Here is a 13,762-nt window from a genome sequence, read left to right on the forward strand (position 1 = left end):
AGCGTCGCCATAGGCCGCTGCCCTGCGTCCGGGGCGTGAATCCTACTTCTTGACCCTGGGATCGATCGGCGTCGTGCTGCGCAGACCCAAGATATCCTCCAGCACCTTCGCCCCAGCAATCACCTGCGCATCTGCGCGCGGCGCACCGACCACCTGCACGCCGACCGGCAGGCCCGACGCGGTGAAGCCGCAGGGCAGCGACAGCGACGGACAGCAGGCGAGCGTGATGGCGTAGACGATGCCGAGCCATTCGATGTAATTGTCGAACCTCTTGCCGGCGCATTCGGCGACATAGCGGTTCTCGATCGGAAAGGGCGGCACGATCGTCGTCGGCACCAGCAGGAGATCATAGGTCTGGAAGAACTCGACCGCGCGCGCCGTCATCCCGACGCGCTGCGCCTCGGCGCGTTCGAGCTGCTCGACGGTGAGCTTGAGTCCTTCCTCGATATTCCAGATCACCTCGGCCTTGAGCAGGTCGCGTTTGGTCCTGAGCAGTTGCGCCTTGCTGATCGCGAAGTCGAACGCGCGCAGCACGTGGAAGCATTCGTGCGCTTCACGCCAGTCGGGATGCGCTTCTTCGACCGTGGCGCCAGCCTCAGTGAAGCGCTCCGCCGCTTTGCGCGTGATCGCTTTGACTTCGGGATCGACCGGCGTGATGCCGAGATCGGGCGAATAGGCGATGCGCAGCGGTTTCGTGCCCGATCGCGCCGCCGAGAGGAACGAGGTCGAAGGCGCCGGCAGCGACAGCGGGTCCGCGGCATAGTCGCCGCTCATGGCGTCGAGCAGCAGCGCGAGGTCGTCGACATTGCGGGCCATCGGGCCCTGGACACCGAGATTGCGGTCGATGCCCGCTTTCGGCGTGTGCGCGACGCGGCCGATGCTCGGCCGCATGCCGACGACGCCGCAGAAGCTTGCGGGGCTGCGCAGGCTGCCGCCCATGTCGGAGCCTTGCGCCAGCCAGGCCATGCCGGTTGCAAGCGCCACGGCGGCGCCACCTGAAGAGCCGGCCGCGGATTTGGCCGTGTCCCAGGGATTGAGGGTTGCGCCGAACACCTCGTTGAATGTGTTGGCGCCGGCGCCGAACTCCGGCGTGTTGGATTTGGCGTAGACGACCGCGCCATTGTCTTCGAGGTGCTCGACCATGAGGTCGGACTGTTTGGGCACATTGTCCTTGAAGATTGGCGAGCCCTGCGTGTTCAGCACGCCGGCGACGTCGGTCAGGTCCTTGATCGGCACCGGCAGGCCCGCAAGCAGCCCGCGCGCGCCAGCCGGCTTCTGCATCAGCGTCTTGGCATTGGTCCTTGCGCGGTCGAAGCACAGCGTGGGCAGCGCATTGACCTTGCCGTCAACCTCGGCGATGCGTTTCTCCAGTGCATCCAGAAGTTCGAGCGGCGAGACATCGCTGGAGCGCAGCCTATCGACAATGGTGCAGGCCGTTTCGCGGATCAGGTCGTGAGACAATTAGTTTACTCCTATGCATATTCTAGGCTCCGTCATTGCGAGCGAATAGCGTCAACCCCATCCCGCGCTGATGCCGCCATCCACCGTATAGATGACGCCTGACGTATAGCCGGCGCGATCCGACGCCAGAAACGCCATGAGGTCTCCGATCTCGCGGGCATGCGCAGGCCTGCCGAGCGGCAGGCTCTTCTGGAATTCCTTGTAGCGGGTCTCGTCGCCGAGCTGTTGCTTGGCCCGCGTCTTCAGCAGCGTGACGTGGCGGTCGGTGCCGACAGGCCCAGGATTGATGCCGACCACGCGGATGTTGTCGGCAAGACTCTTGCCTCCGAGTGCGCGCGTGAAAGCCATCAGCGCGGCGTTGCCGGCGCTGCCGCAGATGTAGTTGCCATCGAACTTTTCGCCGGCAGCACCAATGTCGTTGACGATCACGCCGCCGCCTCTGGCCTTCATCTGCGCATAGATCTGCCGCGTGAGGTTGATGTAGCCGAACACTTTCAAGTCCCAGGCGTGACGCCAGGTCGCCTCGTCGATCTTGTCGATGGAGCCGCCGGGAATGTCGCCGGCATTGTTGACGAGCACGTCAATGTCGGTGGCTTCTTTCGCCAGTCGCGCCACGTCCTCGCTCTTGCGCAAATCCACGATGCTCGTTGAGGCGTCGATCTGATGCGCGGACCGCAGGCGCTCGGCCAGCGTCTTGAGCTGATCGCCGCTACGGGCCGCGAGCAGCAGATGGCAGCCTTCTTCGGCGAACGCCTCGGCGGCGGCTGCGCCGATGCCCCTTGACGCGCCGGTGATCAGGACGCGCTTGCCACGCAGATGCAGATCCATGGGAGTTAACTCGCAGGAAAGGAACAGGATGAAATCAGTAGGCGGTCGGCCGCGCCACGGTCAACATTGCAGTGCAGCGTTGCACTGCCGCTGACTTTGGTCCATTGCAGTGCGATCAAAAAAGCGGCGGCTGCCAGACTAACCAGGGACGTTTTCGATGAGCAAGAAGCAATACCGGATCGCGGTCATTCCCGGCGACGGCATCGGCAAGGAGGTGATGCCCGAAGGCCTGCGCGTTTTGGAAACGGCAGCGAAGAAGCACGGAGTTTCCCTGCATTTCGACCATTTCGACTTCTCGTGCTGGGACTATTATGAGAAGCATGGCCAGATGATGCCGGACGACTGGAAGGAGAAGATCGGCAAGCACGACGCGATCTACTTCGGCGCGGTCGGCTGGCCGGCCAAGATCCCCGATCACGTTTCGCTGTGGGGTTCGCTGATCAAATTCCGCCGCGAGTTCGACCAGTACGTGAACCTGCGGCCGGTGCGGCTGATGCCCGGCGTGCCGTCGCCGCTGGCGGGCCGCAAGCCCGGCGACATCGATTTCTGGGTGGTGCGCGAGAACACGGAAGGTGAATATTCTTCCGTCGGCGGCCGCATGTTCCCGGAGACCGACCGCGAATTCGTGACGCAGCAGACCGTGATGACCCGCGTCGGTGTCGACCGCATCCTGAAATTCGCCTTCGAGCTTGCGCAGTCACGGCCGAAGAAGCACCTGACGTCGGCGACCAAGTCCAACGGCATCTCCATCACCATGCCCTATTGGGACGAGCGAGTGGAGGCGATGGCGAAGAAGTATCCGAGCGTGAAGTGGGACAAATACCACATCGACATTTTGACCGCGAACTTCGTGCTGCATCCGGACTGGTTCGACGTCGTGGTCGGCTCCAATCTGTTCGGCGACATCCTGTCCGACCTTGGCCCCGCCTGCACCGGCACCATCGGCATTGCGCCGTCCGGGAACATCAATCCCGAGGGTAATTTCCCATCGGTGTTCGAGCCGGTGCATGGCTCGGCGCCCGATATCGCGGGTCAGGGCATCGCCAACCCGATCGGCGCAATCTGGTCGGGCGCGATGATGCTCGAGCATCTCGGCGAGAAGGAAGCCGGCAAGTCGATCGTCGATGCAATCGAGCGAACGCTCGCAGAACGCACACTGCGCACCAGGGATCTCGGCGGCAACGCCGACACGACAGCCTGCGGCAAGGCGGTCGCTGAGATGGTGGATTAGGGCGGAGCGGTAGCGTGAGCGCTCCGCCATCGCGGCAAACTCCAGTGTCGTCCCGGCGAAGGCCGGGACTCATAACCACAGGGAGTGGTTGTGGCGCGAGCTGGTAACCACGAGTCTTCGCCAAACTGCTTCCTGTGGCTATGGGTCCCGGATCATCGCTCCGCTCGTCCGGGACGACAGCTGTGATGTTGGCGCGCTCGCACATTTAAGTCGAACGCGTGAACGTTCGGCTGCTCGATCAGCCCACGATCTTCTCGATCGCCGCCTGATCCAACCCGAATCTTTTCCCGGCCTCCAGAATCTCCTGCCAAGTGGTCGGATCGACCGGAATGCCTTCGGCGAGCCGCTTCTTCTTCGTCTCGCGCTCGGGCTCGCCGGCGATCTTCACCTTGTCGACGCCGGGGGCGGGCGGTGAGCCGGTGTGCCAGGCGACGAAGCTCTCGACTTCGCGCGCCAGGTTCTCGCCCGTGCCGAGCTTGCTCGGGTCGATCAGGATCGAGAGCATGCCATTGAGGACGCGCCGCTTGCCGTCGGCCGGGCCTTTGACAACCTCGCCGCCGGAGAGTGCGCCGCCAAGCAGTTCGCACACCAGCGCAAGTCCCGAGCCTTTGTGCTCGCCGAACGGCAGGATGGCGCCGTGCGGCGCGATCACGGTGTAGCGCGGATTGTTGGTGGGTCTGCCCTCGTTGTCGATGATGGTGCCGGGCTCGAGCTCGACGCCCTTGTTGAAGGCGACGCGGGTCTTGCCCTGCGCGATCTTGCTGGTGGCGAAGTCGAGCACGATCGGCTCCTTGCCGGCGCGCGGGATGCCGACGCAGAACGGGTTGGTGCCGTGGCGCGCATCGCTGCCACCCCAGGGCGCCACGATCGGCCGCGAGATCACGTTGACGAAGTGGATCGATACCAGCCCGTGATCGATGCACTGCTCGGCCCAGTGGCCGATGCGTCCGATATGGTGCGAGTTCGACAGGCCGACCACGCAGACGCCGTTGCGCTTGGCGCGCTCGGCACCGAGCTCCATCGCCTCATGGCCCATCACCTGGCCGTAGCCGGTGAGGCCGTCAAGGGTGAGCAGAGGGCCCGTATCCATCACCATCTTGACGTGCTGGTTGACGGCGAGGCCGCCTTCGACGACCGCTTCGACATAACGCGGGACCATGCCCACGCCATGGGAGTCGTGGCCCTTCAGGTTGGCTTCGACGAGATTGGTGGAGACCAACTCGGCTTCGCGGTCCGTGGAGCCGCCCGCCTTGGCGATGGCCCGGATGGCGTTGGTGAGGGGCTGCGCCTTGATGTTGCGATACTCGGCCATTGTTGTTGTTCTTATCCCTTGGCGATCCGGCGGCAGTGTTGCCACGCCGCCTCGATTAGATTCTCGCTCGCCTCTGGCGTGCGGAACGCCGAATGCGCCGACAATGTCACGTTCGGCAGTTTTGTCAGCGGATGATCGCCGGGCAGCGGCTCGATGTTGAAGACGTCGAGGCCGGCATGGCGGATATGACCGGATTTCAGCGCGTCGATCATCGCTTGCTCGTCGACCACCGCGGCGCGGGCGGTGTTGATGAGGATGGCGCCCGGCTTCATCGCAAAGATCTTCTCGCGCGTGATCATGCCACGGGTCTCGTCATTGAGCAGGAGATGCAGCGAAACAACGTCGCTTCTTGCCAGCACCGTGTCGAGATCGGTGAACTCCACGCCGGGATGGCTCTTCGGCGAGCGGTTCCAGGCAATCACCTTCATGCCGCTGCCCGACGCAATCCGCGCGACTTCCGCGGCGATGCCGCCGAAGCCGATGAGGCCGAGCGTCTTGCCGGTGAGCTGCATGCCGTCCTCGCGCAGCCAGTTGCCGACACGCATCTCGCGATCCATCATTGCGATCCCACGGGCCGACGCCCACATCAGCGCGATCGCGGATTCCGCGACCGCCGTGTCGCCATAACCCTTGATCAGATGCACGGAGATGCCGAGCTGGCTAAGTTCTTCGGGGTTCATGTAGCTGCGCGCGCCGGTGCCGAGAAATACGACGTGCTTAAGGCCCGTGCACTTCCTTGCGACCTCGGTCGGCAACGCGGTGTGATCGACGATCGCGATCTCTGCGCCGTCGAGGATGTCTGGATACTGTTCGGGCTTGATATCGGGATCCCTGTGGATCCTCACCTTGGGATCGCCAAGCTGCTCAAGCCGCTCCATGATCACGGCCAGGGCTTCGTTGGCGTCGACGAAAACTCCGCGCATGGCGCTACTCCACTTAATCAGGATGCGACGCCGGCAATCGCCAGCACGGTATGCATCAACACGTTGGTGCCGGCGGCACAGTCGGGCTGCGTGGCATCCTCCAGCTCATTGTGGCTGATGCCGTCCTTGCAGGGCACGAACACCATTGCGGCCGGCATGACGGTGTTGAGGTTGCAGGCGTCGTGGCCGGCGCCGGAGGTGATGCGGCGAGAGGAATAGCCGAGCGTCTTGGCCGCATTCTCGACCGCCGCAATGAGCTTGGCATCAAAGTGCGTCGGCGGCTTGCGCCAGACCAGGTCGATGGTCACCTCGACCTTGCGACGCGCGGCGATCTCGGCGATCGCAGCGCGCAGGTCACGATCGAGCCCATCCATGATTGCGCCATCCGCGCTGCGGCAATCCATCGTGAAGGCGATCTCGCCGGGAATGACGTTGCGCGAGGGATTTGCGATCACGGCTTCGCCGACGGTGCCGACCGCGTTCGGCCCGTGCTGCTTCGCGATGCTCTCCATCGCCAGCACGATCTCCGACAGCGTCGCCAGAGCATCGCGCCGCAGCGGCATCGGCGTCGACCCCGCATGGCTCTCAAAGCCGGAAATCTTGCCATCGTACCAGAGTACGCCCTGGCCGGAATCGACCACGCCGATGGTCTTGCCTTCGGCTTCCAGAATCGGACCCTGCTCGATGTGCAATTCGACGAAGCAGCCGAGCTTCTGGAAGCCGACCGGCTTGTCGCCGCGATAGCCGATGCCGTCCAGCGCCTGGCCGACGGTCGTGCCATCGGCGTCCTTGCGCGATAAAATGTCATCGGTGGTGAAGTCGCCGACATAGGCGGCGGAGGCCATCATCGCAGGCGCGAAGCGCGAGCCCTCTTCATTGGTCCAGTTGACGACGCAGATCGGCGCCTCTGTCTCGATTCCGGCGTCGTTGAGCGTACGGATCACCTCGAGCGCGCCGAGCGTTCCCAGGATGCCGTCATACTTGCCGCCGGTCGGCTGCGTATCGAGATGCGAGCCGATGCCGACGGGTAGCTTCGACATGTCCCGTCCCTTGCGCAAGCCGAACTGGGAGCCGAGCGCATCGACATGCACCTCCAGGCCGGCGTCCTCGCAAGCCTTGCGGAACCAGTCGCGCACCTGCTTGTCCTCCGCGCTTAGCGTGAGCCGCCGCACGCCGCCTTTGGCTGTTGCGCCGAATTGCGCGGTCTCGTGGATGGAGCCCCAGAGGCGGGCGGAATCGATTTGCAGATTGGTGGCGGCTCGGCTCATGCGGTCAGTCTCTCAATTGTCCGGCGTCTTTTTCAATGACGCGCTGGCGCGGACTCGTCAACCGCGAGGCTGCTCTGCGCAATCTGCCGTGCAAGCTCCGCAACGCGCTCCACCGCCACCACGTCGGGCGAGGCGAGCCAGCTCGCCGTGAATGTCAGCGGCGCGATGTTCAGGTCCGTATCGAGCAGTTGCAGCCGTCCGTCCGCGAGCTCGTTCTCGACGATGGCGTTGGGGATCACGGCGATGCCAAGTCCCTCGACCGCCATGTGAATGACGGTCGCAAGCGAAGCGGAGGCGTGCAGGCGGATCGGCGGCAGCTCGGGCCGGTCGAACACCTCGCGCACAACCTCGTAGGGCCTGGTCTTGCGCGGAAAGGTGATGATCGGAAACCGCGCCAGCTCCGCCCGTGTGACCGGTCCATCGCCAAGTCCGAGCGACGGACTTGCGAGGAGGCCAATGGGATAATCCGCCAGCACGCGGTTATGTACGCCGGAGGCCGACAGCGGTCCCACCACAAATGCAAGCTCGATCTCCTGCGCGAGCAGGCGAGCGGTGAGGTTCGGCGTGATGTCGACCTCGATCTCGAGCGACAGGTTCGGATAGACCTCGTTCATGCTCTTGACGAGCCGCGGCAGCCATGTGTGCACGATGGTCTCGGCAACGCCGAGCCGCATCACGCCGCGCATCGCCGAGCGGTCGCCGACCTCGGCCACCATTGCGGCGCGCAGACCGATCAGCTTCTCCGCATAGACCATCATTTGCCGGCCACTCGGCGTCGGCGAGACCACGCGATGGTCGCGGTTGAGGAGCTTCACGCCCATCTCGCGCTCCAGTTGGGCGATGCGCTGGGAGATCGCCGGCTGGGTCGTGTTGAGGCGCGCTGCGGCGCCGCGAAAGCTGCCGAGCTTCACAACCCAGAGGAATGTCTCGATCGATCTGAAGTCCAGCATTGGAAGGATTTTCCCAAATCGATAAGGTATATTTATCGATATTGATTAGAAACGAAGATTAGACTTTATAGCACGCTTGGTGTTGGCTGTCTTTGTCGAGTTTATAGGCAGGTCGATCACATGACTGTTTTGGTGGCAGCGCAGCAAACTGAAACGCCCGACACCCTCCCGAGCCGTCTGGCGCGGCTTGCCTACCGACGTGGTCAGGTCGGCTCGACCGCCGGTGTTGCCCCCGGCTTCGTCCAGGGCAATCTGGCGATCCTGCCGGCGGAATACGCCAGCGCCTTTCACCGCTTCTGCCAGCTCAATCCGAAACCGTGCCCGATCATCGGCATGTCAGACGTCGGCAGCCCCCACATTCCCTCGCTCGGCGCCGATCTCGACATTCGCACCGACGTGCCGCGCTACCGCGTCTGGCGCGACGGCGAGGTGGTCGACGAGCCGACCGACGTGAGGAAGCATTGGCGCGACGATCTCGTCACCTTCGTGCTCGGCTGCTCGTTCTCATTCGAAGAGGCTCTGCTCGACGAGGGCATGCCGATCCGCCACATCGAGCAGAACGTGCGCGTGCCGATGTACCGCACCAACATCGCGTGCGGCGAGTCCGGTCCGTTCGCCGGCCCGATGGTGGTGTCGATGCGCCCGTTCAAGGCGGCTGATGCGATCCGCGCCGTGCAGATCACCTCGCGCTATCCCGCCGTGCACGGCGCGCCGGTGCATCTCGGCCATCCCCACCTGATCGGCATCAAGGACATCGCCAAGCCCGACTATGGCGATCCGGTGCCGGTCGCCGACGACGAGATCCCGGTGTTCTGGGCCTGCGGCGTGACGCCGCAATCGGTGATCAACGCCGCCAAGCTGCCATTCGCGATCACGCATTCGCCCGGCCTGATGCTGGTGACGGATCTCAAGAACAGGACCATGGCCGTGATTTAGTGGGCAGCGTTTGCTGCTTCTTCGGGCTTTACCACATCCATCAATCACTTCATTCGATCAGCCGAAATTCAGTAACAGGGGACTTTGCCATGACGATCACTCGCCGCGACGTGTTGCTAGGCGCCACCGCCACTGCTGCACTGCTACCGTTGGCGGCCCGCGCGCAGACCTCGGAAGTCGTGATCGGCGTCATCTATCCTTTCTCCGGCGGCAGCGCCCAGCAGGGCGTCGACGCGCAGAAGGCCTATGAGACCGCGCTCGAGGTCATCAACAAGGACACCGATTTCGACCTGCCGCTGGCGAAGGGCGAGGGCCTGCCGGGCCTTGGCGGCGCCAAGATTCGCCTCGTGTTCGCCGACCATCAGGCCGATCCGCAAAAGGGCCGCGCCGAGGCCGAGCGCCTGATCACGCAGGAGAAGGTCTCCGCCATCATCGGCACCTACCAGAGCGCGGTCGCGGTCACCGTCAGCCAGATCTGCGAACGCTACCAGATACCGTTCGTGTCCGCCGACAACTCGTCGCCGAGCCTGCATCGCCGCGGTCTCAAATATTACTTCCGCGCCTCCCCGCACGACGAGATGTACTCGGCCGCGATGTTTGACTTCTTCGATGCCATGAAGAAAAAGGGCACCAAGATCGAGACGCTGTCGCTGTTCCACGAGGACACCATCTTCGGCACCGATTCCGCCAATGCCCAGGCCAAGATCGCCGGCGAGCGCGGCTACAAGATCGTCACCGACATCAAGTACCGCGCCAACTCGCCGTCGCTCTCCGCCGAGGTGCAGCAGATCAAGACTTCCAGTGCCGACGTGCTGATGCCGTCGAGCTACACCACCGACGGGATCCTGCTGGTCAAGACCATGGCCGAGCTCGGCTACAAGCCGAACGCGATCGTGGCGCAGGATGCCGGCTTCTCCGAGAAGGCACTCTACGACGCCGTCGGCGACAAGCTCGAAGGCGTGATCTCGCGCGGCACCTTCTCGCTCGACCTCGCGCAGAAGCGCCCGATGGTCGGCAAGATCAACGAGATGTTCAAGGCGAAGTCGGGCAAGGACTTCAACGATCTCACCTCGCGCCAGTTCATGGGCTTGATCATCCTCGCCGACGCGATCAACCGCGCCAAGTCGGCCGATGGCGAGAAGATCCGCGATGCGCTGGCGGCGACCGATATCCCGGGCGAGCAGACCATCATGCCCTGGAAGCGCGTCAAGTTCGACGAGATGGGCCAGAACAACGACGCCGATCCGGTGCTGCTGCAATATGTCGGCGGCAAGTTCGTCACCATCTTCCCGCCGCAGGCTGCGATCGCCGAGGCGATCTGGCCGATGAAATAAGCGGCGCGCTGGGCAGGTGGGGGGCCAGACACCGTGACAGTCGAGAGCACCGAACTGCTTCACCGCATCGTCGTTGCGAGTGCAGCGAAGAAATCCAGGAATGTATCCGCGGAGACAGTCTGGATTGCTTCGTCGCAAGGGCTCCTCGCAATGACGAAGCTCTACTGCGGCACTTCTCGGGTGGAGGCTGACCAATGACAGCCCAAGCCATTATCCAGAGTCTTGCGAGCGGCCTTCTCATGGGCCTGCTCTACGGACTGATCGCCGTCGGCCTCGCGCTGATCTTCGGCCTGATGGACGTCGTGAACTTCGCCCATGGCGAGTTTCTGATGATCGCCATGTACGTCAGCTTCTTCCTGTTTGCGTTCTTCGCCATCGACCCCCTGCTGTCGGCGCCGCTGGTCGCCGCGGCACTCTTCGTGTTCGGGGCGGTGGTCTATCTATTGATCGTACGCTTCGCCATGCGGGCCAAGGCCAACGCAGGCATGGTGCAGATCTTCTCGACCTTTGGCCTGGCCATCGTGATGCGCGGGCTGGCGCAGTTCTTCTTCACGCCGGATTACCGCAGCATTCCGCAGTCCTGGCTTGGCGGCAAAACCATCTCGTTCGCCGGCGTCTTCCTGCCGGAGCCGCAACTGATCGGCGCGCTGGTCTCGATTCTCGCCTTTGCCGGCCTCTACTTCTTCATCCATCGCACCGATTTCGGGCGCGCGCTCGAGGCGACACGTGAAGACCCTGGCGCGGTGGCGCTGGTCGGCATCGACAAGAACCGCGTCTTCGCGCTGGGCTGGGGCCTCGGCGCTGCGCTGGTCGGTCTTGCGGGCGCAATCATGGCGAGCTTCTTCTATATCTATCCCGACGTCGGCGCGTCCTTTGCGCTGATCGCCTATGTCACGGTTGCGCTCGGCGGCTTCGGCAGCGTGTTCGGCGCCTTCGCCGGCGGCATCATTGTCGGTCTCGTCGAAGCCACCACCGCGCTGGTGCTGCCGCCTTCGCTGAAGTCGGTCGGCATCTACGCCGTGTACCTGCTGGTCGTCTTCATCCGGCCGCGCGGCCTGTTCGGGCAGATGTGATGGACAAGAATTTTGCCGCGCGGCGCCGCCGCGACCTGGTCATCGCCGCGGTGCTGGCCGCATTGGCCGCTCTCGCGCCGCTGTTCGTGAAGGACGTCTACGTCCAGAACATCCTGATCCTGACGTTGATGTATGCGGCGCTGTCACAGAGCTGGAACATCCTGTCCGGCTATTGCGGACAGATCTCGCTCGGCCATGCGCTCTATTTCGGCATCGGCGCCTACACCACGGAGCTCCTGTTCACCAAGTTCGGCGTGCTGCCCTGGTTCGGCATGCTTGGCGGAGGCGTGATTGCGGCCTTGATCGCAATGGGGCTCGGTTATCCCTTCTTCCGCTTGCGCGGCCATTACTTCGTGATCGCGACCATCGTCATTGCCGAGATCGGGCTGCTCCTGTTCCAGAACTGGGAGTGGGCGGGGGCTGCGATGGGAATCACCATTCCGGTGCGCGGCGACAGCTGGCTGAAATTCCAGTTCATGCGCAGCAAGCTGCCGTACTTCTATTTCGCGCTCGTGCTGTGTTGTCTCGCCTGGTTCGTCACCTGGTGGCTCGAAGACTCCAAATGGGGTTTTTGGTGGCGCGCGGTGAAGGACAATCCGGAAGCTGCCGAGAGCCTCGGCGTCGTCGTGTTCAACTCCAAGATGGGCGCGGCTGCCGTCTCAGCTTTTCTCGTTGCCATCGGCGGCGCCTTCTATGCGCAGTTTCTCGCCTATATCGATCCTGAGAGCGTGATGGGCTTCCAGTTCTCGCTGCTGATGGCGCTGCCGGCCGTGCTCGGTGGCATCGGCACCCTCTGGGGCCCGGTGCTGGGCGCGGCCATCCTGATCCCGATGACGGAGCTGACGCGCTCCTATATCGGCGGGTCCGGCCGCGGCGTCGATCTCATCGTCTACGGCACACTGATCGTGCTGATCTCTCTGGCCTTGCCGCAAGGCCTGGTGAGCCTGTTCTCGCGCGCGAAGTCGAAGGGAGCCACACGATGACCGCGCTCCTTGAAACCCGCGGTGTCTGGCAGCGCTTCGGCGGCCTTGTCGCCAACAGCGACGTCTCGATCTCGGTCGGGCGCGGCGAAATCGTCGGGCTGATTGGGCCGAACGGCGCCGGCAAGTCGACGCTGTTCAATCTCATCGCCGGCGTGCTGCCGCCGACCCAGGGCACGATCTGGTTCGACGGCGAGGATGTCACCAAAATGCCGGCTGCCGAGCGTTGCCAGCGCGGCGTCGGTCGCACCTTCCAGGTCGTCAAGAGCTTTGAGACCATGACGGTCATCGACAACGTCATTGTCGGCGCTCTCGTGCGCAACACCGTGATGCGCGAGGCGCGCCGCAAGGCGCATGAGGTGCTGGAGTTCACCGGCCTTGCCGCTCGCGCCGATGTGCGCGCGAGCGACCTCGTGCCGGCCGAGAAGCGCCGCCTCGAAGTCGCGCGCGCGCTCGCGACCGAGCCAAAACTGCTGCTGCTCGACGAAGTCCTCACCGGCCTGACGCCGACCGAGGCGCAGACCGGCGTTGCGCTGGTGCGGAAGGTGCGCGATGCCGGCATCACCGTGCTGATGGTCGAGCATGTCATGGAGATCGTGATGCCGCTGGTCGATCGCGCCATCGTGCTCGACCTCGGCAAGGTGCTGGTCGAGGGCAAGCCCACTGAGGTCGTGCGCGATCCCAAGGTGATCAGCGCATATCTGGGAGATCGTCATGCTGTCAGTGCATGAAGTCACGACCGCCTATCAGGGCCTGGTCGCGATCTCCGCGGTCAGCATCGAAGTCGCCAAGGGAGAGATCGTCTGCGTCGCCGGCGCCAACGGCGCTGGCAAGTCGACGCTGCTCAAGTCCATTGCCGGCGCCGAGCGCCCGCGTTCGGGCACCGTGACGTTCGACGGCAAGCGTCTCGACGGCATGGCGCAGCATCATGTCACGGCCACCGGTATCGCCTACGTGCCGGAGAACCGCCGCCTGTTTCCGCGTCTTTCCGTGCGCGACAATCTCCGCCTCGGCAGCTATCTGTACCGCGGCGAGGCAAATCGCGAAGAGCCGCTCGATCTCGTTTTCACGCTGTTTCCGCGCCTGTCCGAACGCCTGGACCAGCGCGCCGAAACGCTCTCCGGCGGCGAGCAGCAGATGCTCGCCATCGGCCGCGCCCTGATGACGCGGCCGCGGCTGCTGATGCTGGACGAGCCCTCGCAGGGCATTATGCCAAAGCTTGTCGACGAGATCTTTCAGGCGGTCAAACGCATCCGCGATGCCGGCATGACCGTGCTGATCGTCGAGCAGCGCATGGCCGAATGCCTCGAGATCGCCGACCGCGCCTATATCCTGCAAACCGGCCGCGTGCTGATGCAGGGTCCGGCGGCAGAAATCAGGGGCAACCCGGACGTGCGAAAGGCGTATCTGGGGCTGTAGCTTTCTGAACCGCCGCCACAAACTCCGCCGTCATCCTTGTATGGGGA

The 13,762-nt window shown here is 63.9% G+C and carries 13 protein-coding genes; 7 read left to right on the forward strand and 6 right to left on the reverse strand.

Annotated features, from left to right (window positions below; all coding sequences use genetic code 11):
• Positions 1–42: 42 nt before the first annotated feature.
• Both FXV83_RS36365 and FXV83_RS36370 read right to left on the reverse strand, forming a co-directional pair.
• Positions 43–1,461, reverse strand: a complete 1,419-nt coding sequence (locus tag FXV83_RS36365; RefSeq protein ID WP_148744382.1) for an amidase — start codon at positions 1,459–1,461, stop codon at positions 43–45.
• A 51-nt stretch (positions 1,462–1,512) separates the two neighbouring features.
• Complete coding sequence (locus tag FXV83_RS36370) at positions 1,513–2,289, reverse strand: SDR family oxidoreductase (RefSeq protein ID WP_148744383.1); 777 nt, start codon at positions 2,287–2,289, stop codon at positions 1,513–1,515.
• 157 nt (positions 2,290–2,446) lie between these two features.
• On the opposite strand from FXV83_RS36370, the gene FXV83_RS36375 reads away from it, so the two are divergent.
• The gene (locus tag FXV83_RS36375) at positions 2,447–3,520 is read left to right on the forward strand and encodes a tartrate dehydrogenase (protein ID WP_148744385.1); all 1,074 of its coding nucleotides are present in this window, start codon (positions 2,447–2,449) and stop codon (positions 3,518–3,520) included.
• Between the two features lie 238 nt (positions 3,521–3,758).
• Here the strand turns inward: FXV83_RS36375 and FXV83_RS36380 are convergent, their stop codons facing one another.
• From FXV83_RS36380 to FXV83_RS36395, 4 genes are read right to left on the reverse strand one after another with little or no spacing between them, the layout of a single operon-like run.
• Positions 3,759–4,832 (reverse strand): malate/lactate/ureidoglycolate dehydrogenase, encoded by a 1,074-nt coding sequence (locus FXV83_RS36380; RefSeq protein ID WP_148744387.1) that lies wholly within the window; start codon positions 4,830–4,832, stop codon positions 3,759–3,761.
• 11 nt (positions 4,833–4,843) lie between these two features.
• Entirely contained in the window at positions 4,844–5,755 is a 912-nt protein-coding gene (locus FXV83_RS36385) for an NAD(P)-dependent oxidoreductase (RefSeq protein ID WP_148744389.1), read from the reverse strand.
• Between the two features lie 17 nt (positions 5,756–5,772).
• Entirely contained in the window at positions 5,773–7,023 is a 1,251-nt protein-coding gene (locus FXV83_RS36390) for a Zn-dependent hydrolase (RefSeq protein ID WP_148744391.1), read from the reverse strand.
• A 32-nt stretch (positions 7,024–7,055) separates the two neighbouring features.
• The gene (locus tag FXV83_RS36395; protein WP_148744392.1) at positions 7,056–7,973 is read right to left on the reverse strand and encodes a LysR family transcriptional regulator; all 918 of its coding nucleotides are present in this window, start codon (positions 7,971–7,973) and stop codon (positions 7,056–7,058) included.
• A 120-nt stretch (positions 7,974–8,093) separates the two neighbouring features.
• On the opposite strand from FXV83_RS36395, the gene FXV83_RS36400 reads away from it, so the two are divergent.
• The 6 genes from FXV83_RS36400 (at position 8,094) to FXV83_RS36425 (ending at position 13,715) form a co-directional block, all read left to right on the forward strand.
• The gene (locus FXV83_RS36400) at positions 8,094–8,909 is read left to right on the forward strand and encodes a putative hydro-lyase (RefSeq protein ID WP_148744394.1); all 816 of its coding nucleotides are present in this window, start codon (positions 8,094–8,096) and stop codon (positions 8,907–8,909) included.
• Between the two features lie 89 nt (positions 8,910–8,998).
• Positions 8,999–10,243 carry an ABC transporter substrate-binding protein gene (locus FXV83_RS36405; protein WP_187436411.1) on the forward strand — a complete coding sequence of 415 codons (1,245 nt, stop codon included), beginning with the start codon at positions 8,999–9,001 and terminating at the stop codon, positions 10,241–10,243.
• A gap of 194 nt (positions 10,244–10,437) precedes the next feature.
• The gene (locus FXV83_RS36410; RefSeq protein WP_148744398.1) at positions 10,438–11,316 is read left to right on the forward strand and encodes a branched-chain amino acid ABC transporter permease; all 879 of its coding nucleotides are present in this window, start codon (positions 10,438–10,440) and stop codon (positions 11,314–11,316) included.
• The gene (locus tag FXV83_RS36415) at positions 11,316–12,299 is read left to right on the forward strand and encodes a branched-chain amino acid ABC transporter permease (protein ID WP_148744400.1); all 984 of its coding nucleotides are present in this window, start codon (positions 11,316–11,318) and stop codon (positions 12,297–12,299) included. The genes FXV83_RS36410 and FXV83_RS36415 overlap by 1 nt, the downstream gene beginning before the upstream one ends.
• A complete protein-coding gene (locus tag FXV83_RS36420; RefSeq protein ID WP_148744402.1) occupies positions 12,296–13,027 on the forward strand; it encodes an ABC transporter ATP-binding protein in 732 nt (243 codons plus the stop codon). Before FXV83_RS36415 ends, FXV83_RS36420 begins: the two co-directional genes overlap by 4 nt.
• Positions 13,011–13,715 (forward strand): ABC transporter ATP-binding protein, encoded by a 705-nt coding sequence (locus FXV83_RS36425; protein ID WP_148744404.1) that lies wholly within the window; start codon positions 13,011–13,013, stop codon positions 13,713–13,715. The genes FXV83_RS36420 and FXV83_RS36425 overlap by 17 nt, the downstream gene beginning before the upstream one ends.
• The last annotated feature ends 47 nt before the right edge of the window (positions 13,716–13,762 follow it).

The sequence above is a fragment of the Bradyrhizobium hipponense genome (assembly GCF_008123965.1).
Taxonomy (GTDB): Bacteria; Pseudomonadota; Alphaproteobacteria; order Rhizobiales; family Xanthobacteraceae; genus Bradyrhizobium; species Bradyrhizobium hipponense.

What these genes read in the sequence shown, in the direction of transcription:
- FXV83_RS36420 (WP_148744402.1), top strand. Translation starts at nt 12,296, where the DNA reads ATGACCGCGCTCCTTGAAACCCGCGGTGTCTGGCAGCGCTTCGGCGGC.
- FXV83_RS36410 (WP_148744398.1), top strand. Translation starts at nt 10,438, where the DNA reads ATGACAGCCCAAGCCATTATCCAGAGTCTTGCGAGCGGCCTTCTCATG.
- FXV83_RS36400 (WP_148744394.1), top strand. Translation starts at nt 8,094, where the DNA reads ATGACTGTTTTGGTGGCAGCGCAGCAAACTGAAACGCCCGACACCCTC.
- FXV83_RS36395 (WP_148744392.1), bottom strand. Translation starts at nt 7,973, where the DNA reads ATGCTGGACTTCAGATCGATCGAGACATTCCTCTGGGTTGTGAAGCTC.
- FXV83_RS36405 (WP_187436411.1), top strand. Translation starts at nt 8,999, where the DNA reads ATGACGATCACTCGCCGCGACGTGTTGCTAGGCGCCACCGCCACTGCT.
- FXV83_RS36415 (WP_148744400.1), top strand. Translation starts at nt 11,316, where the DNA reads ATGGACAAGAATTTTGCCGCGCGGCGCCGCCGCGACCTGGTCATCGCC.
- FXV83_RS36375 (WP_148744385.1), top strand. Translation starts at nt 2,447, where the DNA reads ATGAGCAAGAAGCAATACCGGATCGCGGTCATTCCCGGCGACGGCATC.
- FXV83_RS36390 (WP_148744391.1), bottom strand. Translation starts at nt 7,023, where the DNA reads ATGAGCCGAGCCGCCACCAATCTGCAAATCGATTCCGCCCGCCTCTGG.
- FXV83_RS36385 (WP_148744389.1), bottom strand. Translation starts at nt 5,755, where the DNA reads ATGCGCGGAGTTTTCGTCGACGCCAACGAAGCCCTGGCCGTGATCATG.
- FXV83_RS36425 (WP_148744404.1), top strand. Translation starts at nt 13,011, where the DNA reads ATGCTGTCAGTGCATGAAGTCACGACCGCCTATCAGGGCCTGGTCGCG.
- FXV83_RS36370 (WP_148744383.1), bottom strand. Translation starts at nt 2,289, where the DNA reads ATGGATCTGCATCTGCGTGGCAAGCGCGTCCTGATCACCGGCGCGTCA.
- FXV83_RS36380 (WP_148744387.1), bottom strand. Translation starts at nt 4,832, where the DNA reads ATGGCCGAGTATCGCAACATCAAGGCGCAGCCCCTCACCAACGCCATC.